Below are 23,402 nucleotides of genomic sequence, written 5' to 3'. Positions count from 1 at the left end.
CATGAAATTCTGTCCAGCCCCTTACGCTTAAGGGATCTGTTTGTTTATCTGTACATTAATTGTTTGTGGCTTTGCTGTCCCACCGAAACTCTGCACGCTGCTCTCACCAAACCAGTCACCCGATTGCGGATTGGCCGTACCATCTTGCGAGAGACGTGCCCGCACTTTCACCTGAGACAACGAAGAGAGCAAACGCTCTGGCATCATTGCATTACTGTCATCCAACGTTACTAATAACGGGAATCGGCTCACAGGCAGTTGTTTGACGGCAACCGGTACCGGGTTTGCTCCATCGGTTACCGATATAATCAGGGTTCCCTGCTGAGGTAATTTCTGAGCGGCATCAGAGGAGATTGAAACCTCTATTCCCAGTGTAGCTGTTTCCTGCCCAGCCTGTGATTTGGCTTGCTGGATACTGCGTTTTATCACTTCTATGCGGGAATCGCCAGCAGGCAGCAATTTTAGCATAACTTCCCATGCACCAATGGCTTGTTTAAAGTCACCCTGCTCAAAAGCATTAAAAGCTAATAAACTCATGGCGCGCAGATTGGTATGATCCTGTCCAACCATCGTTCGCAACATCTGAGTTGCCAGCTGATTATCTTGTGGATCGTTGGAACGTGTCAGCACCTCAGCATAACCGAGTCTGACATCTTCATTATCGGGCGCAAGCTGATAAGCTTTAGCAAAAGCTTGGGTTGCGGTAGTGGCATTATTCAGTGCCATCCCCACCCGGCCAAGCATCATCCAATCATTGACGTTAGCAATATCTTGCTGCAAAGAAGTACGCAAGCCCAGCCCTAAACGTGCGACCTCTTCCATACTCAAAGGCTCCGCCCGCTCATTGGCAACTCTGGCACGTAATTCAGGCATTTGTGCAACAACCTGATGCCATGCCTGCACCTGAGCCAAACCACCGGTTTTTAGGTATAACCCCACGGCGACCACCACCAGTATCACCACCCCGGGCAGTAACACCCAGCGGTTAATCGGGCTTATCTCCTCATCCGGTTGTTGGGGGATATCTGTCAGCAGGTTTTGTTGCAGTTCCTGAATCAGTTCAGGTCGCTGTTCTACCACGCCTTGCGCTTCATCTTCAGCCAGTTCAGATAACCGATCCTGATAAATAGCCTTGTTCAATTCATCCCGGGTGGTCGTCGGTGAATCCGTGTCTTGCCGCATGGCAGGTATAACCAACAAAGCACCCGCGACCGCCAGCAAAATGATCACTATCAGCCAAAAAGCCATTATGGTTGTTTCCTGTTTGTCTTCGCGTGTTTAGTCGGGATGCTGTGTTGCACCACCGTCGATTTTTCCACACCGCGAGCATGTTCGGCGAGCAGATGGTGTAACCGTTGCTGTTCCTGCGCCGACAGTGGGGTCTCTTTCTCCACTCGTCGCCGTGCACGTAATATCACCACTACGGCCCCAAATAGCACAAACAGAGCCGGCCCCACCCACAGAATCAGCGTTGCAGCCGTCACCGGCGGCTCGTAAGTGACGAAGTTGCCGTAGCGGGCCACCATATAGTCAATGACTTGCTGTTTGGAATTACCCTGCTGCATCAGTTCATACACTTTGGCGCGCATATCAGCAGCAATAATCGCATTGGAGTCGGCAATGCTGTTGTTCTGACATTTAGGGCAGCGCAGTTGTTCGGTCAGTTCACGATACTGCTGCTCTTGTGCCTCAGATTTAAAGGTGTAGGTATCGATGGCGGCAAACAGACTCCAACTCAGCATAAGGCCGAAGATCAGGCTTAGTAATCTCATGCGCCCCCCTGATACTTCTTATACAACGGCAGAATTTCTTGCAGCCAGACGCGATCGTTCAGATCACCGGCATGGCGATAACGGATAATTCCCTGCCCGTCGATCAGAAAAGTTTCCGGCGCACCATAAACCCCCAGATCCAGCCCTAACATGCCATCACCATCATACAAACTCAGCGCGTAAGGATTACCCAGCGCATTGAGCCACTGCACCGCTTTGACACGATCATCTTTATAGTTCAAACCCACCACACGGATGCCTTGTGCCGCCAGCTTATTCAGATATTGATGCTCAGCGCGGCAGGTCGGACACCAGGTTGCCCAGACATTAAGTAACATCGGCTTACCATCATGTAATACTGCCTGATCAAAGGTTTTCCCCGGTTGCTCAAGCGATTCAAGCTTGAACGTTGGCACCGGTTTACCAATCAGCGCAGACTCCAACATCGTCGGATCCTCGCCATTAGCATTGCGAGTCAATTGCACTAAAAAGGCCACAACTAGCAGTAAAAACAGTACCAGCGGAATAAACATCAGCTTATTGAATGAAAAGTGAGATTTCATTATTCAGCCTCCGATGCAGCACTGCGCTTTAACTTTTTGCTCATCCGATAGCGCGGATCAAGCATGCAGAAGATGCCGCCGATAGCCATAAATACCCCACCGAACCAGATCCAGCGGACAAAGGGTTTGTAATACAAGCGCACCGCCCATGACCCGTCATCCAGTTCTTCACCCAGTGCGGCGTAGAGATCACGGCTGAAGCCACCATCAATAGCGGCTTCAGTCATCATAGAACGGGCCACACTGTAATAACGTTTCTCCGCATGTAAGGTGGCTTCAGGTTTACCATGACGGGTGACATCAATAATGCCAACACCGCCGGTATAGTTCGATCCTTTGATATCGTGAACATCGCGGAACACGAAGTGATAATCGTGAATATCGATGCTATCACCAGCCTTCATGCGCACATCACGCTCAACACTGTAATTTTGGCTAAAGGCAATACCGATCACCGTCACCGCCACACCCAAATGCCCCAACACCATGCCCCAATGACTGCGAGATAAGTGCGTTAAACCACGCCAAAAACCATGGCGGTGAGTTGCTCGCTCATGCAACTCCATCAATGTCAGGATAATGACCCAGATAGACATCATCAAACCGACCACGGTCATACCGGCAATAGTGTCTTGCAGCAGCCAGGGTATCAATATCGACAGCAGCAAGGTGATGACCAGAGCCACACTGAGGCGTTTCCAGAGTTTACTCGGCTCATCACGACGCCAACGCACTAACGGCCCAATCCCCATCAGCAGTGCCATTGGGGCCATCAACCAGGTAAACATGGTATTAAAGAACGGTTCGCCGATTGAAATACTGCCCAGTCCCAGTTGCTTGTGTACCAATGGCAACAAAGTACCCAGAAGCACCACCAACATTGCGGCAATCAGCAGCACATTATTACCGAGCAGGAAAGTCTCGCGTGAGAACACCTCATGCTGAGTACGGCTGCGCACTTGTGCACCTTTAACTGCATACAGTAGCAATGAGCCACCGATAACAATCACCAGATAAGCCAGAATAAACATGCCACGAGCCGGATCAGAGGCAAAAGAGTGTACCGAAACCAATACGCCGGAACGCACCAGGAAGGTGCCCATTAGGCATAGAGAGAATGCCGTAATCGCCAGCAATACCGTCCACGCTTTGAATGTGCCACGTTTTTCGGTCACCGCCAGTGAGTGAATTAACGCCGTACCTGCCAGCCAAGGCATAAACGAGGCATTCTCAACCGGATCCCAGAACCACCAGCCGCCCCAGCCTAATTCATAATAGGCCCACGCCGAACCGAGCACGATCCCCATGGTCAGGAACACCCATGCCGCTTGAGTCCACGGCCGTGACCAGCGCGCCCAAGCACTATCAAGTCGGCCAGCCATTAAGGAAGCTATCGCGAAAGCAAAAGCTACCGAGAACCCCACATAACCCATATAAAGCAGTGGCGGATGGAAAATCAACCCGACATCCTGCAACAACGGATTTAAATCATTACCGTCAATTGGGAAGTCCGGCAAGGTGCGGGTAAACGGATTTGACGTCAGAATAATAAACAGCAGGAAACCGCCGGTAATCATCCCCAGCACCGACAGCACTCGGGCTACCGCATCATCCGGCATTGAACGGCTAAAGAGCGCAACGGCCAGCGACCAGCAACTTAGCAGCAACACCCACAGCAGCAGCGATCCCTCATGTGCGCCCCAGGTCGCCGCAATACGATAATAAACTGGCAGGTGTGAATTTGAGTTCGCCGCCACATAGGAGACAGTGAAATCATTCACCACAAACGCATACACCAGACATATAAATGACAGCGCGATGGTAGCGAACATACCGTACGTCAAGGGTCTGCCAACCGCCATCATACGGGCATCTTGACGCGCAGCGCCCCATTGCGGATACAAACTCAGCAATAGCGAGATAGCCAGTGCCAGGCATAACAGAAAACTCCCCATTTCAGGCATCATGAGGCATTACCCTCACGCTTAGTGCTACTGTAAGCCTCCGCTGGGCGGGTGTGGTTTTCCTTCATCGCCTCTTTCACTTCTGGTGGTGTGTATTTTTCATCATGCTTTGCCAGCACTTCTTTCGCATTTACCTTATTGCCCTCAGCGAATACACCTTGCGCTACCACCCCCTGCCCCTCGCGGAACAGGTCCGGTAAAATGCCGGTATAAGTGACGGTGATTGCGCCGCGCGCATCATAAACCTTGAAACTCATTTCCAGCGTCTTATCATCACGTTTCACCGACCCCGGCATCACCATGCCGCCGATACGTAAACGCTGACCTATTTCCGGCTTCTCGTGGCGCTCCCCTTTACCCTGCAAGATTTCGCCAGGGGTATAGAACAGATCGATATTGGCACGCAGTGCGTACAACACCAGAGTGGTGGTCAGACCGATACCGATCAAAACCACCATCGCCAGATAGAGCCGACTTTTTCTACGTGGGTTCACTGCTGTTTCTCCTGCGAACGGGCGGAATGCTGAGTCTGATTTGCCTGCCGAATGCGCAGCTCCCGCGCCTGACGACGCTGAATATCCGCTAATAATTGTTTGTGCTGCCACAGCGTATGTCCCCACAAACTAAGCAGAGACAGCAAAGTAACCGCCGCCGCCAGCCAGACATAAAAGGCATAGCCGCCCATGGCGAAAAATGCCGCCCAAGAGTTAAAGGCCGGATTCATAGACGTGGCTCCTTACGCAATAAGGCGCTTACCCAAGGGCGATGGCGCTCTTGCTGCAAAATCAAGTTGCGCAGGCGCATTAATGTCAGAGTAATAAAGCACAACAAATAGCCAAAAATCGCCCAACGCAACGGCGAACGCATACTTGGATCAATGCTTTGCTGCATGTTGGTGGAACCTTGATGCAAGGTGTTCCACCACACCACGGAGAAATGAATGATTGGAATATTGACCACACCGACCAGCACCAAAATACCCGCAGCCCGCCCAGCCAACTTGCGGTCGTCAAATGCGTTATACAGCGCAATCACGCCAAGATAGAGGAATAGCAACACTAACTCAGAGGTCAATCGCGCATCCCAAATCCACCAGGTTCCCCACATCGGTTTACCCCAAGTAGAACCGGTGACCAAGGCAATAAAGGTAAACACCGCGCCGACCGGCGCCATGGCGGCGACGACGTTATCAGACATTTTCATTTGCCAGACCAGGCCGACAAGTGCCGCAATCGCCATCGACATATAGATCCCCATCGACCAGATCGCCGCCGGGACATGCAAGTAAATGATACGGAAACTGTTGCCTTGCTGATAATCAGAGGGGGCGAAACCAAATCCCCACACCCAGCCCACCATCAAACAGACCACAGCGGCAATACCCAGCCACGGGACAAACCGACCACACAGCGTATAGAGCCGCTCGGGTTTAGCGAATTGATGAAACCATTTCCACATTTTTCATTGCTCACAGTAAAATTGGACAGGCATCACTCAGTGGCAATGCCGGCGCAGGGTACGGCGCACAATCTGCTCTGACTGCGTTGGCTACCGCGCTTAAGCTTCTGAAAATTATTATATTTTAACTACAGATTTCTTTTAAGAAATTGTTACCTTCTGAGTGGCATTCAACTGCTAGTGCACACTCACTCTCAATGCAGCGGCGGTGGCAAAAGGCGCAAGTGTTACACTCCCCGCGAGCATTGCCCCCAAAATCGCCAGATACCCATCAATCGGCAGTGACATAGAAGCCGCATCAATGGCCGCAGTAGCAAATATCAGCACCGGGATATACAGCGGCAACACCAATAAACTCAGCAGCACCCCTCCCTTGCGTAACCCCACCGTCAGTGCCACACCAATAGCCCCGATAAAACTTAAGGTTGGCGTCCCCAACAGCAGCGTGAGCGCCATGGCAATCGCGGTATTACTATCAAGAGACAGCAAGAGAGCGACCAGCGGAGATAAAATAAGCAAGGGTAATCCGGTAACGACCCAGTGAGCACACACTTTGCCTAACACCGTGAGTGCCAGTGGCGCGGGTAACAACAACAACTGTTCAAGGGAACCATCGTAGAAATCATCGCGAAATAGCCGCTCCAAAGAGAGTAACGATGCAAGCAATGCCGCCACCCAGACAATCCCCGGAGCAATACGCGCCAATAATTGCGGTTCTGGGCCTATCCCTAACGGAAACAGCGTGATGACAATCAGAAAAAACCAGAGCGGGTTAACTATCTCTGCCCCTTTTCTAAAGGCTATTTTTAATTCACGACGCAACACGCTGATAAACATTAATTCTCCTGCGTGTTGGTTAAACGGATTTTACGCACACTCTGACCAACACCGTTCAGATCCTGATGTGTGGTAAGCAGTACCATGCCACCGTTAGCTGCATGTTCAACAAACAGATCTAACAGGGTAGCAACCCCCTGCTTATCAATCGCGGTCAACGGTTCATCCAGAATCCATAGTGGAGCCTTGCTCAACCACAAACGGGCCAAGGCCACGCGCCGTTGCTGCCCAGCCGATAATTGAGATACCGGTAAATCCTCATAACCCACCAACCCGACCTGAGACAAAGCCTGCCAGATTGCGGCGCTATCGACCTTTTGTAACACCGACTGATAAAACGCCAGATTTTCAAAAGGCGTCAGTACCGACTTAACCCCCGGTTGATGGCCTAAAAACAATAAATCCTGATGATACTTAGCGCGATCTCGGCGAATATTCGCCCCCAACCAGCTCACCTGCCCTTCATCTGCATCGGCCAGTCCGGCTAAAATCCGCAACAGACTGGTTTTACCTGCACCATTTTGCCCCTCGACCTGCACTATCTCCCCAGCAGCCACACAAAAGCTTAACTGTTGGAACAAGCTTCGCTCATCTCGGATGCAGGTCAGGTTTTTAGCTTCCAACATGAAGGATTGGTTTCCACCGTAGGATTGTTGTTTCAGGAAAACTGAATGATAACATAAGGCTTAATCCTTACGTAGCGTGGGCCTAACCCTGACCCTACCCTTATAGAGGTATTATTCGGTATAAGATCAAATTTCTGTAGAAAAAACCAACAACATTAACGTTGGGTTACTTTTCTCCCTCTTCTGATGGCTATTTTACTCCGCCCAACAAAGACACACTAACAACTCACCATTAGCCCGCGAATAATAAATAGCGACTACGCTTATTATGTCGACTTTCCCTTATTTTTTGTGTTCCAACCACCACAATTATTTATCTACCAACTGGGAAATCCCTATGAATGATGAAAAACTGTCGCAGAATAAGGGTGAATTGAAAGTGGAAAGTGAGGAACAAAAGCAGGGAAAAGAGATAGAAATAAATGAGAAGGAACTTCCCTCAAAAGCAGCCGCAATCCATGAATTGATCCGCCTCGAGGGGCAAAAAGAGTTAGAGCGCGACAGCTTTGCACTGCTGTGGTCCGCCATTGCTGCCGGCCTTTCAATGGGGGCATCGCTTATTGCCAAAGGCATTTTTCACGCAAAACTACCTGACTCACCGGCAAGTTTTCTGCTGGAGAATGTCGGTTATACCTTTGGTTTTATTATTGTCATTATGGCCCGCCAACAGCTATTTACCGAAAATACCGTGACCGCGGTACTGCCCATCATGCAAAAACCGAGTGGGCAAAACTTTCTTCTGTTATTTCGCCTATGGGGGTTGGTACTACTGGGCAACCTTATCGGTACAGGAATTGCGGCCTATTCCTTCATCCATATGCCGGTGTTTGATGAGTCGACCCGCGCATCATTTGTCACTCTGGCACAAGGGGTGATGGAGAATTCGCCATCTGAGATGTTTGCTAACGGCATATTTTCCGGTTGGATCATTGCCACTATGGTATGGATGATGCCATCAGCAGGAGGCGCTAAGATCTGGGTCATTTTCCTGATGACCTATTTAGTGGCGCTATGCGACCTTACCCATATTGTGGTTGGTTCGGTCGAAATCTTCTATCTGGTATTTAATGGCTCATTACCCTGGCAGCAATTTATTTATCCATTCGCGATTCCAACATTGGCAGGCAACATTATCGGCGGTACTTTTATTTTTGCCCTGATAAGCCATGCGCAGATCCGCAGTGATATGACCCATCAACCGAAAAATGGTGATAAGGCAGCCAAAGACACTCCGCCCCCCTCTGAATAGCACCAACTTAACCACTGTGTTAACGTGATAATTTCGTACTAGCAAAGAGGTACAACTAATGCATTTCTCTTCGATCGAGGATATCAGAGCGGCTATTGATGGCATAGATTCGCAAATTGTCGCGTTAATCGCGCAACGGAGCCAATGTGTAAAAGCGGCCGCCGCATTTAAGCAGGATCAGAACGCAGTACGGGCGCCAGATCGGGTGCAGATGGTAATAGATCGTGTCACAGCAGAAGCCAGCAAAGCGGGATTAGCAGAAGAGATCATAGAGAAAGTTTACCGGACGATGATCAATGCTTTTATCGACTATGAACTTGAACAACATCGGCGCTTAGGGCAAAAGTAAGCGGGATTCAGTTATCACTGTTCCACTAACAGGTGGTAACAGGGTATACCGACAATTTTTAATAAAATCCCCTTAGTTCAGCCAATCATCCTTATATCATCTAAACCATAAAAAATACCATGACGTGGCAGGATTCAAAGATAGCTACACCGATACACCCGTAATTATTTACCTGAGTTACTGGCCACTTGGCTATTCTTTAATGCGGTAAAAAGTGTAAAATATGTGAACATCAATATAGCAGACTGTTATTTGTCACTTTTTTATATTTATTCAATTTAATTTCAAGAGGTTAACGTGCAGGATTTACCAAACTGTCCAAAATGTAGTTCTGAATTTACATGGCAAGAAGGTGAACAACTGAATTGCCCGGAATGTGGTCATGAGTGGTCGGAAAATAGCCCTTCAGCCACCGGCCAAGACGACCTGGTGGTGCGCGATGCCAACGGTAATTTGTTGGCTGACGGTGACTCAGTAACTGTTGTTAAAGACCTAAAAGTAAAAGGCAGTTCTTCAACGCTGAAAATTGGCACCAAAGTGAAAGGCATCCGCCTGGTTGAAGGGGATCACAATATCGATTGTAAAATTGATGGGTTTGGTCCAATGAAGTTGAAATCAGAGTTCGTTAAGAAGAGTTGATATTTTAATCAATGAGTTACCCCCAAATAGAAATGTAGCCTCTGGGGGGATTGCCGTTGGTTGCTGAGTTTACTGGACACGAGTGGCGACAGCCTCGTGTCCTTAATTAACCTATTCAAATTAACTTATTCACTTCTCACGTCAGCCTGATACTCGATGTTGTTAATGGCTTACGGCAAAAAAACAGTTATAAGGCTAGATAGCTACAACTGTGCCGATAAACATCGTTTTTCGGTTATTACTATCACTTAATCACTCTAAGTTGGTGACAGAGTAACCAAACAGCCAGCTAACCGCTTATTATCTGGATAAAAATGCGTATAATGCTCGGCAGTACACTTCAGCGGCAGTCACTCTGCCAATGTCCGGGTCCCCGTAGTTAAACGGATATAACAAGCCCCTCCTAAGGGCTAGTTACTGGTTCGATTCCAGTCGGGGACACCATTAGCACTTCTTAGCACATCCCGCCAAGTCTATAAAACCCTGTTAAAACAACGATATCGACAAAGACTAAACAATATGGATTTTCCAGAGAATCGAACTGGGTAGACTGCTTACGCTCCCTACTTTGAAGCTCAGTACAAAGAATGAACAATCAAGGTTGAAACACTAAAACAAAAATTGCCTAACGACTACCAGCAGTGGAAACACACAGAGTTTTTAGCTCATTTACTCCAGATAAAACATCACCAGCCAACCCATTCCCCTCACTATATGGACTTTGTCTTCACTTTATTCCTCGCTGGCATATAATAAATATTTATCATATATATCAATAAATAGAGTACAAATCTCCTCTATTTTTACCCATAAAACTCACTATTTATCACTCTCTGCTTGTCAATTTAGATATATCGATCTAAATTAGATATATCTAAATTGTTTAGATATATCTAAAGGAGAGTCATTATGTTTGGTTTTTCAAAACGTGGTCATCATCAGGGCGGCGAACACCATGAAGGGCAGCGCCACTGTGGCGAAAGGATGCATCGCGGAGGTCGTCATCATATAACCGCTGAAGCAGTAAGGGGCAGCAGGCGTGGTCGCGGTGATAAAATGCATCGCTTGTTCGAACATGGGGATTTGCGCATCGTCCTCTTAGCGCTGGTTGATAAAAAACCGAGCCACGGTTACGAGCTGATTAAGGCAATTGAAGAGGCGTCCTCCGGGCTCTATGTTCCAAGCCCTGGGGTTATCTACCCAACGCTAACCCTGCTAGAAGAGCAAGATTTTGTCACGCCAGTGGCAACCGGTAATGGCCGTAAAAGCTACCAAATCACTGATGCCGGTAAAGTTGAATTACAACAAAATCAACAGATGGTGGATGTGATTTTCTCCCGCTTGGCACAGGTAAATCGCCGGCCAGAAGGGAATCTGGCAGAAGGTATTTCTGATGCTATGCATCGCTTACGCCACATTCTACGTAGCAGTATGATGCGTTCTGATGTCGCACCAGAGCAGGTTTTGCGCATTAACGCCGCACTACTGGCGGCGGTAGAAGTGATTGAAAAAGAGTTAGCACCGCCTTCGGCTACAACTGATGAAAAAGATCAGGAGAAAAGCTGATGCCGGGATATCGTTATCGCATCACCATTGAGCCGCTGACCGACCGCAAAGGTGACGCTATTGAGAAAACCCCGCTAACGTTCGAAGCCGAGAATCATGACGAGATCCTCGGCATCATCGAACGGTTACAAATGCGGGAAGATATAGACTTCGGCAAAGAGAAAACCGCAGCATTTGCTCTCGGGCTGAAACTGTTTTCAGAAACGATGCTGGAGAACCGTAAACACCCGCTGTTTGCACCGCTGCGCACCGCATTTACCGATTTCATGATTCATCTGAAGAAAGGCCCGCACGATAGTAATGATAGTGCCGGGTAATACGTCATAAGGAGAAAATGGACCCGCTCCCGACTATATTTATCCACTGGGGATATCGGCTATAGACGATATCCCGGCAGATGACTTAATCCAAATCGGCACCGTTACTGGCAATAACTTTTTTGTACCAATAAAAGGATTTCTTTCTCTTACGGGCTAAAGAGCCCTTGCCCTGATCATCACGGTCAACATAAACAAAACCATAGCGCTTGCTCATTTCACCGGTAGAAGCAGAAACCAGATCAATACAACCCCATGAGGTATAACCCATTACCGGAATGCCATCAACAATGGCCTCCCCCATAGCTTTGATATGCTCACGCAAATAACTGATGCGATAATCATCTTCAATCTCGCCTTGCGGGTTAATTTCATCCTTGGCACCTAACCCATTCTCAACCAAAAATAGTGGTTTCTGATAGCGGTCGTACATCATATTCATGGTGATGCGTAAACCTAAAGGATCAATACCCCACCCCCATTCACTGGCCTCAATGTGAGGATTTTTCAGCGATTTTACGATATTCGCCGCACTGCTGTTATGGTCGTTCATATCGGCCGACGCACAGCGGGAGGCATAATAACTAAAGGAGACAAAATCCACTGTATGCTTGAGTATCTCGTCGTCACCCGTTTCAGTAACAATTGAAATCCCTTTCTCCCTGAAAAGCCGTTTGGTATAAGCCGGATAAGCACCTCGGGCCTGTACATCAATGAAAAACAGATTTTCACGGTCTTTCTCCAGCGCGGCCCACACATCCTCGGGTTTACAAGTGCGCGGATAAAAGTTCCCCCCCGCCAGCATGCACCCCACCTGATTATTCGGATTAACCTCATGGGCAATTTTTGTCGCCAAGGCACTGGCAAGCAACTCATGATGAGCAGCCTGATACTTTACTTGCTCCTGATTTTCCTGTTGCTCAAACACCAGCCCGGCGCCAGAGAACGGACTGTGCAGCAGGATATTAATTTCGTTAAAAGTGAGCCAGTACTTAACTAATCCATCAAACGCCGTAAAACATGTGCGCGCATAACGAGCGAAGAAATCAACCATCTTCCGGTTACGCCACGAGCCGTATTCTGTGACCAGATGCATGGGAACATCAAAGTGGCACAGCGTCACCAGTGGCTCAATATTGTACTTTTTACACTCGGCGAAAAGGTCGCGGTAAAATGCAATGCCCTGTGCATTCGGGGTTAACTCATCACCGTTAGGGTAAATCCGACTCCATGCGATTGAGGTACGAAATACGGTGAACCCCATTTCAGCCATTAACGCGATATCATCTTTATAACGATGATAGAAATCGATCGCTTGATGACTGGGATAAAACTCATCATCTCTTAGGGTAAAACGCTTCTCCTGCCCCAGCTTTACTGCCAAACGGTGTGGTCCATGAGGGATCATATCAACCGTCGTCAGCCCTTTTCCACCTTCAAAGCAAGCACCTTCGGCCTGGTTTGCGGCTAATGCGCCGCCCCATAAGAAACCGTCGGGAAATGTTGATACTGGCATTACATACCTCGTATTTAGTTAATTTTTACTGCGCTTGGCGCAACAGCAGAATGGGCGGTATCACTTTCGCTATTTTCAACCGGGATATCTTCAAAACCCAGCAACAGCGTGGTAATAAACGAAATCACGATGGCCAGAATCATCACACCAAACACCCATACGATACTCATTGGATTGGCCGGATCGAAGAACTGGACACTGGTAAATAATCCAGGGGACGCCATCGAATGACTTGCCAGCCCACCGATTCCGGCGACTGCACCACAAATAAAACCACTAATAAGACTGGCGATCAGCGGGCGTTTAAGACGCAATGCCACCCCATAAAGGGCCGGTTCAGAGATACCCGCGACAATCGCTGATGCGGCAGCAGCCAGCGCCGTTTGGCGCAATTCCGGGTTTTTGGTTCGCCATGCGACAGCCAACGATGAGCCACCCAGTGAAAGATTAGCGCCAATCTCTGATGGCATAACCATGCCCTCTTTGCCGGTCTCCGCAATGGTCTGAATAATGGTTGGGGTAAAGACACGGTGCATGCCGGTCATAACCAATAAAGGCCAGAGTGCCCCCATAATCGCTACCGAGAGCCAGCCCAGATAGTCATGAACGGTGTACACTAACGAAGAAATACCGCTGCCGATCCAAATTCCCAGAGGGCCAATAAACATGATGGCAATAGGCGCGGAAATCAGCACAATTAACATTGGTTTAAGGAAGTTTTTGGTCACCGCCGGTGTAATGCGATCCACCCATCTTTCAATATAAGACAGCAGCCAGGTCATACATAATGCCGGAATAACGGTATAGGTATACTTCACCGCCGTGACCGAAATGCCCATAAACTCAACTTGTTGGCCTTGTGCAGCTTTGGCCATTAAATCAATAAAGGCGGGATGAACCAACACCCCGGCAATGGCGATAGCCAGTGACATATTGGTTTTAAATTTGAGTGCGGCAGAAGCAGCAACCATAACCGGAAGGAAGAAGAACGCCCCGTCACCAATGACATTGAGAATAATCAGTGTCGATGAGCCTTTGCCAAAAACACCGGTCATATCCAGAATCATGGCCAACAGTTTGACCATTGAACCACCGATAATGGCAGGAATCAGAGGTGACATGGTGCCAATCAGCGCATCAAGGATCCCCGCGCCGATGCGTTTCAAGGTTATTTTATTTTTTTGCGGCAGCGTATTTTCAGCTACCAGGCCTTCCGGCAGCAGTTTTAGCACTTCAGCATAGGCATATGAAACGTTATTACCAATAATGACCTGACACTGGTTTTCATTGCGCACCACACCCAGCACACCGGTGATGGACTTCAACTTCGCCAGATCAACCGCACTATCATCGTTAAGCACAAAGCGTAAACGCGTCATACAGTGGGTCACCGCCGCGATGTTATTCGCCCCACCAATGGCATCGACTATCGATGCAGATACTGCGGCATAATTCTTTGACATGAGTAGCAACTCCCCGTAATGACGCACGCCGAGCTAAGCAAACCATTTGCCATCGAAGAGGGACTATCCTCACCAGCATGAATGGTAATTAGCTATTATATTCATAGTGTTATTTAAATATTACCTGCCGATACACCCTTGCTTTTAGTTATTATCAGGCAACTAGGTAACCGGTTCCACACGAGAATCTTAAATTACTGACTGCAATTCAATAGATGGAGTAATTAAATTCTTATTTTGTGATAACGATCAGCATTAATTAGGCGTGTTATTGTGCACGACAGTAGTTGTGAGCCTAAAGAACTGAGTATTGCCAGTCAGCCGCCAGTCTATAGCGCATGGGCCAGAACCCAATTGGAACAGCATGTCTACCCGCCCATAGGGTAAGTGAATATTGCTAACAGCCGTGCAGTTTCGAGGGCGAAAGGTATAGAATGACAATAATTTTCAACGGGTAGGAAAGACCTATGTCTACAATGCTAGAAGTGGCAAAAAAAGCAGGTGTCTCGAAAGCCACTGTTTCGCGTGTTCTGTCAGGCAAAGGCTATGTCAGTGAAGTGACTAAAGCGCAGGTATATAAAGCGATTGAAGAGAGCGGATATCGACCAAACTTGCTGGCAAGAAATCTGGCGACCAATAAATCACAATGCATTGGTTTGGTGGTGACCAATACTCTTTATAATGGTAACTACTTTAATGAAATACTGTCTCAAGCGGCCAAAAAATTAGAGAATAATGGCCGTCAACTGGTGCTGGTTGACGGGAAACACAGCGCGGAAGAGGAACAAGAAGCAATCCAATTCCTGCTCGACTTACGTTGCGACGCAATAATAATTTATCCCCGATTTTTAACTGTGGATGATATGGATCTTATTATTGATAAATATAAGCAGCCCATTATGGTGGTCAACAGAAAATTAAGAAAAAACCACAGCCACTGTACTTTCTGCGATCATAAAGGGTCCAGTTATAATGCGACAAAATATCTCATTGAGCGGGGCCATCAGGATATTGCATTTATCACCGGCTCACTGGATTCACCAACAGCGATTGAGCGCCTTTCTGGATATAAAGAAGCATTAAATGCATTTTCTCTTCCGCTGCGCGATAACCTTATTATTCAAGGAAAATGGACCCCGCTCAGTGGTGCAACTGCGGTAGAATCGTTATTAGCCAGCCAACAACCATTTAGTGCGATTATCGCCAGCAATGATGATATGGCAATTGGTGCCATGAAAAGATTAAATCAGGCAGGGATCAGCGTACCTGAAGCGGTCTCTCTTATTGGCTTCGACAATATCCCCATTGCACCTTTTCTAAGTCCATCGTTATCCAGTATTAAAGACCCCGTCAGCGGTATGATAAATGACGTCATTAATCGGCTAATTTCAATGCTGGACGGAGGATATTTATCAACTGAAAATATATTTCAGTCCGAACTGATTATCAGGGATTCAATCAGTGACGGGCCATATTTAAGCCAATTAGCGCTCAACCATCAATAAAGCGCCCAGTTCACTGGGCGTATATTGGGCATAGCAAGGAACAGCTGGTGTTTATAGCCCATCCTCTCGGCGATCACTGGCTATTGGTGGCACCGATGATGCTCTCTCAACCACAATACGGCGGACCTTATAGCCGGTGATACCCAGTATTAGCGTGACTATCGGCGCGGCAATATTAAATACCGCAAATGGCAGATAGCCCATGGTGGATACACCCAATACCGCCGCCATATAAGCACCGCAAGAATTCCAGGGAATCAACGGAGAGGTGACGATACCGGCATCCCCCACCAGGCGTGAGAGATTTTCAGGTGCTAACCCGCGTTTGGCAAATTCACCGTGGAATAACCGTGTTGGCAGCAATAAAGCAATATATTGATCACCCGCGACGATATTAAGCCCAATGGCCGTAGCAACCGCCGAAGCAAAAAGTTGCCCAACAGTTTTAGCCCGCAACAAAATCGGGGTTACCAGTTTATTAAGCAGGCCAAAGTCATCCACCATAATACCGAATGTCACTGCACCGATAATCAACCAGATAGTCAGCAGCATGCTGTCCATTCCCCCACGCGACAACAATGCATCCATCTGTGGAATACCGGAGTTCTCCTGAAAACCATTAGCCATCGCCAACCAAACGCCCTTCACCGCAGCAATGGGTAACGCGGTATCAGGTTCAGCAATAAAGCGCGCAATGGCCTGCGGCTGAATAAATGCTGCCATCACACCAGCCAATAACGCCGCGCTAATAATGGCCAACGGTGCCGGGACTTTACCGACGGATAATCCAAGTAAGAATACCAGTGGCAGTAAATTCCAAGGCGTAATGTTGAATAACTCATCAAATCGGGCTAATTCGGCGTGCGTAATTGTGGCATCAAAGCTGGCTTGTTGATTGATACCCAATATGATGAATGCTACCAAAGCAACCAATGCGGCAGGAATTGTGGTCCAAAGTTGTGCCTGTATATGGCGATACAATTCAACACCATTCAACTGTGCGGCCAACACAGTACTTTCGGATAATGGCGAGATTTTATCACCCACATAGGCACCAGAAATCACGGCACCTGCGGTTATCTCTGGTGAGACACCAATCATATTGGATAACCCAACCAACCCTACCCCAATGGTTCCCGCCGTTGTCCAGGAGCTGCCAATACTTAGAGAAACCCCGACACAAACAAGAAATGTAATGGGGAAAAACCAATTTGGTGTAATCAGAATAATGCCGTAATAAACTAAAGTCGGTATCGTCCCCGACATGTTCCAGGTCCCAATTAATGCACCAACAGCAAGTAAGATAAATATCGCGCCAACCACTGTTGATATTCCCTTACGCGTGGATTGGGCAATATCCTCCCATACATGACCATTCTTCATAATGATTACAGCGGTAATCATGGTGCAAAGAATAAGCGCGACCTGTAATGGTCCATTGACGGCATTTAGGCCAAACAGAGCGACAGATGCGCCGACGAGTAACACCAACGACAACATCGGAATAATGGCATCTAAATAGGAGGGAGGCTTGATAGTGCGCGTTTTTTTGGGAACATTGGCCATATATACCCCACAAACAATTAAATACGACTAGTGAGTCAGATCAATCTTTTAATGATGCTTGCACGCTACGGCTCGTTTTTTTAAGTATAGTCATTGGAAAGATATCTGATTAATTAGTTTAGCATTTAACGCCAGAAGTCAGCGCGAAGTAGCACCCAAAGAAAAGGAGCACAAGGCTCCTTTAGGTCAAACAACGACGGTATTGGTATCGCTCTGACTATTTGGCGCGAACACCTTCGACTGACAAAATCAGTTCGACTTCCTGTGATGCCGGGCCTAAATCAGTGGTGATATTAAAGTCTTTCAGCTTGATAGTACCATTTGCTTCAAAGCCAGCACGATAACCGCCCCAAGGATCACTACCTTGACCAGTCAACTTGCTTTCCAATGTCACCGGCTTAGTGACACCATTTAATGTCAGGTTACCCACGACCGAATAGCCTTCTGCATTTTTCTTAACGTCAGTCGACTCAAACGTTGCCTGTGGGAATTTACCGACATTCAGGAAATCTTTACTACGCAGATGTTTGTCACGCTCTGCATGGTTGGTATCAACACTATTGGTATTGATCACCACATTAACTTTATCAGCGGCCGGATTTTTCTCATCAAAAGTGAAAGAACCGTCAAAATCATTAAAACTGCCGTATAACCAGCTATATCCTAAATGTTTAATCCTGAATTCGATAAAGGCATGCTGCCCTTCTTTATCGATTTTATATTCGGCGGCTACGGCACTGCCTGCGGTAAACATCAGTGCACCTACAGCCAGGCCCAACAGGGTCTTATTAAACATATTTAATTCTCCATAATACAGTTGGTTAATCGGTGCTACGTCCCAGCATCCGCTTAAGGGTTACATCACCATCAATAAAGTGGTGCTTAATCGCGGCCAGTCCATGCAACAGTGAAAGCACGACGACTGCCCAAGCCAAATAGAGATGTACAGTTCCGGCAGTATCTGCCTGGTCAGGTAGATTGGTCAGTGTTGCAGGGACATTGAACCAACCAAATATATTGATTGGTTGCCCATCTGCTGTTGAGATCAAATAACCGCTGAACATGATACAAAATAGGACAATATATAAAATCAAATGCGCCAATATCGCGCTTACCCGAGTTAAACGGCTATAACTCAATAAGGGTTTGGGGGGCGGCGAAATAAAGCGCCAAATCACCCGAAATAACATCACCGCAAACAGTATGCTTCCGATGCTTTTATGTATTTCAGGTGCCTGATGATACCAGCCATCGTAGTAGCCCAGAGTTACCATCCATAAACCCAGGGCAAACAACGCATACACCGTAAATGCCACTAACCAGTGGATAGCAATAGTCATGCGCCCGAACTGCTCCCTGGTATTTTTCCAAAGCATAATGATTCCCTTTTGCTCAATTTACAGAACAATAGTCAAACATTTCGAAACATAAAATCAACACTTATTTTATATAAGATATATTTTTCCAATCGCCGTCAGTTATTTTGCGGGAGTCGATAATTACTCGGTCAGTTTAATTGTTGGACTTTACTTAACCTGACATAAGCACAGTAAGCAAGCAGGTAAATACAGCAGAAATAAAAGCGGTGAATTCATTAAATTAAGCATTCCCAGCGGGAAATAGCAGGAGTTAAAAGCAGAAATAATGCCATTACAAATATTTATAATGGCATTATTTGGAGGGGTATCCGTTGATCATTCTTATCTAACAGTAAGATAGAAGGCCATCAGGTTATACCGTAAAACCGAGATAGAGATAGATTGCCAAAACAATACTTGCAGTTGCAATGGCATAGGGCATTTGTGTTCGAATATGCTCAATATGGTCACAATCCGTCGCCATAGACGCCACAATGGCATCACCAGAGATAGGCGATGTCATGTCACCAAAAATAGAACCTGCAATGGCCGCACCAATCATATATTCCACTGGCATCCCCAAAGAAACCCCAAGCTGAACACCTATGGGGATCATAATGGCAAACGTGCCCCATGATGTCCCCGTCGCTAGCGACATAATTGCACTGATAATAAAAATAAAGCCAATTGAGAATCCAGGAGAAATAACACCGGAGGTGATAGTAGCAATATATTGCCCGGTATTGAGATCAGCAGAGACATTCCCCATCAAAAATGCCAATACCATTATTGAGCTGATTTTCACCATACTGGCGTAACCGATATACAACTCTTTAAAAAAGGATTCTATATTCAGGATCCGTCGCCCACAGAACCAAACAAAAGAAACCGTTGTCCCAAACATCACGGCGCTATATACCGACATAGAGCCGCTACCTTTAGTGAAATCACCGTCCCCTGTAACATAAAGGGCAACCGGCACCGCAATAACTGTCGATAAGATAGGGATGAGGAAGTTAAGCAATGAATTACACGCCGGATGATCAATGACTTCATCTTTTTCTTTCTCAACGTGCAGATCCTGCTTGCTGGTGAAATTCACCTCAGCTTTTCTCATCGGTCCCCAAGATGCCCCGGAGAAAATATAGAACAGCACTGACGCCAACGAGAACCATGCCATCAGATTCCATACCATCGATCTGGCCAGAATCTCAAAAGGCTGTCCATCAATGTACCCTTTGGCGATCTGGACACCGATAACCCCCATCATTGCCGCCCCCCAACCATTAATCATTGCTGAAGAACAGACCGATACACAGGAGGTTTGGACAATATAAGACATTTTCTCTGGTGATAGACCGTATCTTTTTGCCAGATCTTTGGTCGATGCACCGGCAATAAGTTGGTTGATCGAACTTTCAATGAAAATAATTGACGTAATCACCATCGCCAACAACTGCACTGCTTTTTTATTGGTAACAAACTGAGTTTTTTCTGTTAAGGCGCGAACTAAACTTCGAACGCCCCCGGTCACGACAATTAAGCGCATGATCCCGCCAATCATCACCATAAAAATAACGGTACGAGTATTACCTGGAGAAGAGAATGTATCAATAATTCCATTTAAAGTGCCACTGATCCCCTGAAGTAGATTGTGATCATTAATAACCGTAAATCCAACAACTATCCCCATTAATAACGACAATATTACCTGCCGAGTAAAAATCGCCAAACAAATAGTTACCAGTGGAGTTATAATTGTCCACACGCCATAATCATGCATATGACTACCCTATTAATTATTGTATAAAGGAAAGGGCTTGCTCTGTGTCTGCTATTAAATCATTAATATCTTCGATACCGATTGAAAGCCGTAGTGTTGTATCGTATATGCCTATATTTTCCCTCTCGTTTTGAGACATAGAACCATGCGACATTGAAGCAGAATGGTTAACCATACTTTCAACGCCCCCCAGTGATTCGGCTAAAACAAAATAATTTAGCTTGGCAATAAAGGTTTTCACCGCTGTTATATCGCCTTTTAATCGGATACTGACTACCGCCCCGCCAGAACGCATCTGTTTTTTACACAATTGATATTGAGGATGTGATTCCAGACCAGGGTAATGGACATCTAGTACCTTAGAATGTTGTGCTAAAAACTGCGCGATTTTTAAAGCATTACTGCATTGACGTTCCATACGAACATCAAGTGTTTTCATGCCGCGTAATGCCAAATAGGCATCAAACGGCGAAGCAATAGCCCCAACGGTGGTTTTACAAAAATCCAGTTGGTCAGCAATATTCTGCACATTGGTAATAACTGCACCACCAATTAAATCTGAATGCCCACCAATATATTTACTGGTAGAGAGCATAACAATATCAGCACCTAAAGTGAGCGGCCGTTGGTTCCAGGCACTGGCAAAGGTATTATCCACGCAGCTCATTATTCCCCTGCTTTTGGCAACCTGGCATACCACTTCAATATCAACTAATTCCAACAGTGGGTTAGTGGGCGTTTCAATCCAGATTAAAGCTGTATTCTTCTGAATATGGCTATTTACTGACGCCAGATCGTTAAGATCGACATAACTGAATGTGGTGCCTGAAGTGTGTTTACGCAGACGTTCAAACAACCGATAAGTACCGCCATAGACCCCTTTCATTACTAATACATGGGAATCTTTAGGTAGCAACTCCAATATAAGTGCAGTTGCTGCCATACCGGAAGCGGTCGCTGTGGCATAGATACCACCTTCTAACTCAGCCAAGGCGGTTTCATACGCATATCTTGTCGGGTTACTGCAACGGGAATAACAAAACTCCCCTTCTTCGCCTAAATTGGGTTGAATGAAAGAACTGGCAGTAGTAATTGGTGGAAAAATAGCATTATTGCCCCGGTCAACTTGATCTCCGGCATGGATAACCAGAGTCGCGATCGATTTTGACTTATTCATTATTTGTCCCTTTAAATTTTTACGATAACCCACCGATCATTATTAATAATGACGTTAGGCCACGCAGTTAAACCGTAATATTTATTTACGTGTCATTATACTGATAATTTCTTTATCTGTTTGCCTCATCGGCGATAACACTAATTTACATAAATTGTTGATAGAACCTTCAACATTACAAGAAACAATGCCATCACGCTCCCCTGCAACGCTATTTTGTTGCGCCATCAACACCGACTTAAATGCGCAGGCGGTGGCAGTAGACACTTTCATCGCACAACTATTTGATGCACCATCACAAATAATCCCACTGATATCACTGATCATATTACTGACCGCGTAGGAGATAGTCTGAAAATCTTGGGTCAATAACCAACTCATACCTGCCGCTGCGCCCATTGCTGCCGTTGAAGCCGCACACAATGCAGACAATCGGGTATAACGCATATGAATTGAAATTGCAGCCAAATGAGCCAATGCTAATGCCCTGGCCAGGGTTTCATCATCGGTATTTAGATGTCTGGCAAGTGTCACTACCGGCATTGTCACGGTAATCCCTTGATTACCTGAGCCATAATTTGACATCGCGGGTAAGGGTGCGCCTCCCATACGGGCATCTGACGCCGCAGTGGTGTTGATCAACATTTGGCTCAGTAAGTCAGTGCTGATAAAGCCGTTTTTCCTGGCCTGCGACAGCGCCCCACTCACGTTCAAACCATAGCTCTTCCTTTGCCCCTCATCAGAAAGCGCAGTATTAATCTCAGCACTTTTCAACATAAACATAATATCTTTAGCACCAACATCGGTCACAAATTTAAATGCGTCGTTAAGTGAAAATTCGGGTAGTGCGCCCTTTTCATTGTCGGTGATTAAGTCTCGGGCTAATATTTGTTTTATATTATTAATATATACTTGCGTGACATTGGTATGGCCACCTTGAATCACAACCCGGCAGTGTTCATCAAGGCTATATAACGTAATATCAATAAAAATAAAGTCCGCAGCATCTACTGCGTTTAAACACACTTTACCTGATTCATTGAACATATAAGCTTGGGTAATTTGTGCCGCAGTAATGTCTTTCAATACTTCTAAATCGGCATCCGCGTTACCGCCAATAGCCCCTATCGCCGCCGCAAGAGTCACTCCGCAATAAGTTGTTCCCGGGATAGTGACCCCCATCGCATTTTTATACAGATTCTCCGATATCTCCCCCGTTATTTTTAATATCGGTGCGTTGAGATATTTGGCAGCCACCGCAGCAGCATACGCAATAGCAATAGGTTCAGTACAACCTAATGAAAGTTTTACTTCTTTTCTCAACCAATCGAGCAACTGTTGATGCGTAATTTTTTGCATTTGAAATAATTAATCAGTGATTTTATTTATTTTTATCTTATGGTTTTAATGGGAGAAATACTTTTCATATTTTCCTGTTGTTTTTAATAGCTGGAGAATATTATTCTCTTTAATGAAAAATTAAAATACAGATAAATTTAATTAAAAATACATGAAATACAACAAGTTAAATAATTTACTTACCATAAGTACCACACCCAATGAGATACTAGTCACAAAACAATAAAGAGAATATTTTCCCCCTTGGGCGAGATTCTTTCTCTGAATCCATAAACCGCCGATTAAAAAGGCGAGTTAGCTACTGCCAACTCGCCTAAAATAAAACCTAAGCTATC

The 23,402-nt window shown here is 46.4% G+C and carries 23 protein-coding genes and 1 tRNA gene; 7 read left to right on the top strand and 17 right to left on the bottom strand.

Going from position 1 to position 23,402, the window contains the following annotated elements; translation table 11 throughout:
* Nucleotides 1-27: 27 nt before the first annotated feature.
* The 9 genes from ccmI to ccmA form a co-directional block, all read right to left on the bottom strand.
* Entirely contained in the window at nucleotides 28-1,248 is a 1,221-nt protein-coding gene (gene ccmI / locus V2A84_RS03170) for a c-type cytochrome biogenesis protein CcmI (protein ID WP_083158206.1), read from the bottom strand.
* Entirely contained in the window at nucleotides 1,248-1,772 is a 525-nt protein-coding gene (locus tag V2A84_RS03165; protein WP_372569404.1) for a cytochrome c-type biogenesis protein, read from the bottom strand. The genes ccmI and V2A84_RS03165 overlap by 1 nt, the downstream gene beginning before the upstream one ends.
* Nucleotides 1,769-2,335: a DsbE family thiol:disulfide interchange protein gene (locus V2A84_RS03160; protein WP_083158204.1), complete on the bottom strand. Its 567-nt coding sequence runs from the start codon at nucleotides 2,333-2,335 to the stop codon at nucleotides 1,769-1,771. The genes V2A84_RS03165 and V2A84_RS03160 overlap by 4 nt, the downstream gene beginning before the upstream one ends.
* Nucleotides 2,335-4,302 (bottom strand): heme lyase CcmF/NrfE family subunit, encoded by a 1,968-nt coding sequence (locus V2A84_RS03155; protein ID WP_083158203.1) that lies wholly within the window; start codon nucleotides 4,300-4,302, stop codon nucleotides 2,335-2,337. Before V2A84_RS03155 ends, V2A84_RS03160 begins: the two co-directional genes overlap by 1 nt.
* Nucleotides 4,299-4,793, bottom strand: coding sequence for a cytochrome c maturation protein CcmE (gene ccmE, locus V2A84_RS03150; protein ID WP_083158202.1), 495 nt, complete (start codon nucleotides 4,791-4,793; stop codon nucleotides 4,299-4,301). Before ccmE ends, V2A84_RS03155 begins: the two co-directional genes overlap by 4 nt.
* Nucleotides 4,790-5,023 (bottom strand): heme exporter protein CcmD, encoded by a 234-nt coding sequence (gene ccmD, locus V2A84_RS03145; protein ID WP_083158201.1) that lies wholly within the window; start codon nucleotides 5,021-5,023, stop codon nucleotides 4,790-4,792. Before ccmD ends, ccmE begins: the two co-directional genes overlap by 4 nt.
* Nucleotides 5,020-5,757, bottom strand: a complete 738-nt coding sequence (locus V2A84_RS03140; protein WP_083158200.1) for a heme ABC transporter permease — start codon at nucleotides 5,755-5,757, stop codon at nucleotides 5,020-5,022. Before V2A84_RS03140 ends, ccmD begins: the two co-directional genes overlap by 4 nt.
* 177 nt (nucleotides 5,758-5,934) lie before the next feature.
* Complete coding sequence (gene ccmB, locus V2A84_RS03135) at nucleotides 5,935-6,594, bottom strand: heme exporter protein CcmB (RefSeq protein ID WP_083158199.1); 660 nt, start codon at nucleotides 6,592-6,594, stop codon at nucleotides 5,935-5,937.
* Nucleotides 6,594-7,220: a cytochrome c biogenesis heme-transporting ATPase CcmA gene (gene ccmA, locus V2A84_RS03130; RefSeq protein ID WP_083158198.1), complete on the bottom strand. Its 627-nt coding sequence runs from the start codon at nucleotides 7,218-7,220 to the stop codon at nucleotides 6,594-6,596. Before ccmA ends, ccmB begins: the two co-directional genes overlap by 1 nt.
* A gap of 337 nt (nucleotides 7,221-7,557) precedes the next feature.
* On the opposite strand from ccmA, the gene V2A84_RS03125 reads away from it, so the two are divergent.
* From V2A84_RS03125 to V2A84_RS03100, 6 genes are all read left to right on the top strand, one after another.
* Nucleotides 7,558-8,469 carry a formate/nitrite transporter family protein gene (locus tag V2A84_RS03125; protein ID WP_083158197.1) on the top strand — a complete coding sequence of 304 codons (912 nt, stop codon included), beginning with the start codon at nucleotides 7,558-7,560 and terminating at the stop codon, nucleotides 8,467-8,469.
* A gap of 58 nt (nucleotides 8,470-8,527) precedes the next feature.
* Nucleotides 8,528-8,818 (top strand): chorismate mutase, encoded by a 291-nt coding sequence (locus V2A84_RS03120; RefSeq protein WP_083158196.1) that lies wholly within the window; start codon nucleotides 8,528-8,530, stop codon nucleotides 8,816-8,818.
* A gap of 297 nt (nucleotides 8,819-9,115) precedes the next feature.
* Nucleotides 9,116-9,457, top strand: coding sequence for a zinc ribbon domain-containing protein YjdM (locus V2A84_RS03115; RefSeq protein ID WP_083158195.1), 342 nt, complete (start codon nucleotides 9,116-9,118; stop codon nucleotides 9,455-9,457).
* Between the two features lie 369 nt (nucleotides 9,458-9,826).
* A tRNA-Arg gene (locus V2A84_RS03110) sits at nucleotides 9,827-9,901 on the top strand.
* 465 nt (nucleotides 9,902-10,366) lie between these two features.
* A complete protein-coding gene (locus V2A84_RS03105; protein WP_442848580.1) occupies nucleotides 10,367-11,023 on the top strand; it encodes a PadR family transcriptional regulator in 657 nt (218 codons plus the stop codon).
* Complete coding sequence (locus tag V2A84_RS03100; RefSeq protein ID WP_083158193.1) at nucleotides 11,023-11,340, top strand: DUF3861 domain-containing protein; 318 nt, start codon at nucleotides 11,023-11,025, stop codon at nucleotides 11,338-11,340. Before V2A84_RS03105 ends, V2A84_RS03100 begins: the two co-directional genes overlap by 1 nt.
* A gap of 85 nt (nucleotides 11,341-11,425) precedes the next feature.
* Here the strand turns inward: V2A84_RS03100 and V2A84_RS03095 are convergent, their stop codons facing one another.
* Nucleotides 11,426-12,856 (bottom strand): 6-phospho-beta-glucosidase, encoded by a 1,431-nt coding sequence (locus V2A84_RS03095; RefSeq protein WP_083158192.1) that lies wholly within the window; start codon nucleotides 12,854-12,856, stop codon nucleotides 11,426-11,428.
* A gap of 14 nt (nucleotides 12,857-12,870) precedes the next feature.
* Entirely contained in the window at nucleotides 12,871-14,319 is a 1,449-nt protein-coding gene (gene ascF, locus V2A84_RS03090) for a PTS cellobiose/arbutin/salicin transporter subunit IIBC (RefSeq protein WP_193784621.1), read from the bottom strand.
* Nucleotides 14,320-14,786: 467 nt separating this feature from the next.
* Between ascF and V2A84_RS03085 the strand changes: the two genes are divergently transcribed.
* Complete coding sequence (locus V2A84_RS03085) at nucleotides 14,787-15,824, top strand: LacI family DNA-binding transcriptional regulator (RefSeq protein ID WP_083158190.1); 1,038 nt, start codon at nucleotides 14,787-14,789, stop codon at nucleotides 15,822-15,824.
* A 51-nt stretch (nucleotides 15,825-15,875) separates the two neighbouring features.
* Here V2A84_RS03085 and V2A84_RS03080 read toward each other — a convergent pair whose 3' ends face one another.
* From V2A84_RS03080 to V2A84_RS03055, 6 genes are all read right to left on the bottom strand, one after another.
* Nucleotides 15,876-17,390, bottom strand: coding sequence for a Na+/H+ antiporter NhaC family protein (locus V2A84_RS03080; protein ID WP_083158189.1), 1,515 nt, complete (start codon nucleotides 17,388-17,390; stop codon nucleotides 15,876-15,878).
* Nucleotides 17,391-17,607: 217 nt separating this feature from the next.
* Entirely contained in the window at nucleotides 17,608-18,186 is a 579-nt protein-coding gene (locus tag V2A84_RS03075) for a YceI family protein (RefSeq protein ID WP_083158188.1), read from the bottom strand.
* A 25-nt stretch (nucleotides 18,187-18,211) separates the two neighbouring features.
* On the bottom strand, nucleotides 18,212-18,766 hold the full coding sequence (locus V2A84_RS03070) for a cytochrome b (RefSeq protein ID WP_083158187.1): 555 nt from the start codon (nucleotides 18,764-18,766) through the stop codon (nucleotides 18,212-18,214).
* A gap of 355 nt (nucleotides 18,767-19,121) precedes the next feature.
* Nucleotides 19,122-20,531, bottom strand: a complete 1,410-nt coding sequence (locus V2A84_RS03065) for a Na+/H+ antiporter NhaC family protein (protein WP_442820644.1) — start codon at nucleotides 20,529-20,531, stop codon at nucleotides 19,122-19,124.
* A gap of 16 nt (nucleotides 20,532-20,547) precedes the next feature.
* On the bottom strand, nucleotides 20,548-21,708 hold the full coding sequence (locus V2A84_RS03060; protein WP_083158185.1) for a trans-sulfuration enzyme family protein: 1,161 nt from the start codon (nucleotides 21,706-21,708) through the stop codon (nucleotides 20,548-20,550).
* An 81-nt stretch (nucleotides 21,709-21,789) separates the two neighbouring features.
* Entirely contained in the window at nucleotides 21,790-23,067 is a 1,278-nt protein-coding gene (locus V2A84_RS03055) for an L-cysteine desulfidase family protein (protein ID WP_083158184.1), read from the bottom strand.
* Nucleotides 23,068-23,402 lie beyond the last annotated feature (335 nt).

Origin of the sequence: Yersinia sp. 2553 StPb PI (assembly GCF_052217105.1) — a bacterium.
GTDB classification, from domain to species: Bacteria; Pseudomonadota; Gammaproteobacteria; order Enterobacterales; family Enterobacteriaceae; genus Yersinia; species Yersinia enterocolitica_E.
Note: the sequence above shows the minus strand (reverse complement) of the source record. Positions and strands in the feature narration are given on the sequence as shown.

Coding starts and splice junctions, on each gene's coding strand:
- ccmI (WP_083158206.1), bottom strand. CDS start 1,248: ATGGCTTTTTGGCTGATAGTGATCATTTTGCTGGCGGTCGCGGGTGCT.
- V2A84_RS03165 (WP_372569404.1), bottom strand. CDS start 1,772: ATGAGATTACTAAGCCTGATCTTCGGCCTTATGCTGAGTTGGAGTCTG.
- V2A84_RS03160 (WP_083158204.1), bottom strand. CDS start 2,335: ATGAAATCTCACTTTTCATTCAATAAGCTGATGTTTATTCCGCTGGTA.
- V2A84_RS03155 (WP_083158203.1), bottom strand. CDS start 4,302: ATGATGCCTGAAATGGGGAGTTTTCTGTTATGCCTGGCACTGGCTATC.
- ccmD (WP_083158201.1), bottom strand. CDS start 5,023: ATGAATCCGGCCTTTAACTCTTGGGCGGCATTTTTCGCCATGGGCGGC.
- V2A84_RS03140 (WP_083158200.1), bottom strand. CDS start 5,757: ATGTGGAAATGGTTTCATCAATTCGCTAAACCCGAGCGGCTCTATACG.
- ccmB (WP_083158199.1), bottom strand. CDS start 6,594: ATGTTTATCAGCGTGTTGCGTCGTGAATTAAAAATAGCCTTTAGAAAA.
- ccmA (WP_083158198.1), bottom strand. CDS start 7,220: ATGTTGGAAGCTAAAAACCTGACCTGCATCCGAGATGAGCGAAGCTTG.
- V2A84_RS03125 (WP_083158197.1), top strand. CDS start 7,558: ATGAATGATGAAAAACTGTCGCAGAATAAGGGTGAATTGAAAGTGGAA.
- V2A84_RS03120 (WP_083158196.1), top strand. CDS start 8,528: ATGCATTTCTCTTCGATCGAGGATATCAGAGCGGCTATTGATGGCATA.
- V2A84_RS03105 (WP_442848580.1), top strand. CDS start 10,367: ATGTTTGGTTTTTCAAAACGTGGTCATCATCAGGGCGGCGAACACCAT.
- V2A84_RS03100 (WP_083158193.1), top strand. CDS start 11,023: ATGCCGGGATATCGTTATCGCATCACCATTGAGCCGCTGACCGACCGC.
- V2A84_RS03095 (WP_083158192.1), bottom strand. CDS start 12,856: ATGCCAGTATCAACATTTCCCGACGGTTTCTTATGGGGCGGCGCATTA.
- ascF (WP_193784621.1), bottom strand. CDS start 14,319: ATGTCAAAGAATTATGCCGCAGTATCTGCATCGATAGTCGATGCCATT.
- V2A84_RS03085 (WP_083158190.1), top strand. CDS start 14,787: ATGTCTACAATGCTAGAAGTGGCAAAAAAAGCAGGTGTCTCGAAAGCC.
- V2A84_RS03080 (WP_083158189.1), bottom strand. CDS start 17,390: ATGGCCAATGTTCCCAAAAAAACGCGCACTATCAAGCCTCCCTCCTAT.
- V2A84_RS03075 (WP_083158188.1), bottom strand. CDS start 18,186: ATGTTTAATAAGACCCTGTTGGGCCTGGCTGTAGGTGCACTGATGTTT.
- V2A84_RS03070 (WP_083158187.1), bottom strand. CDS start 18,766: ATGCTTTGGAAAAATACCAGGGAGCAGTTCGGGCGCATGACTATTGCT.
- V2A84_RS03065 (WP_442820644.1), bottom strand. CDS start 20,531: ATGCATGATTATGGCGTGTGGACAATTATAACTCCACTGGTAACTATT.
- V2A84_RS03060 (WP_083158185.1), bottom strand. CDS start 21,708: ATGAATAAGTCAAAATCGATCGCGACTCTGGTTATCCATGCCGGAGAT.
- V2A84_RS03055 (WP_083158184.1), bottom strand. CDS start 23,067: ATGCAAAAAATTACGCATCAACAGTTGCTCGATTGGTTGAGAAAAGAA.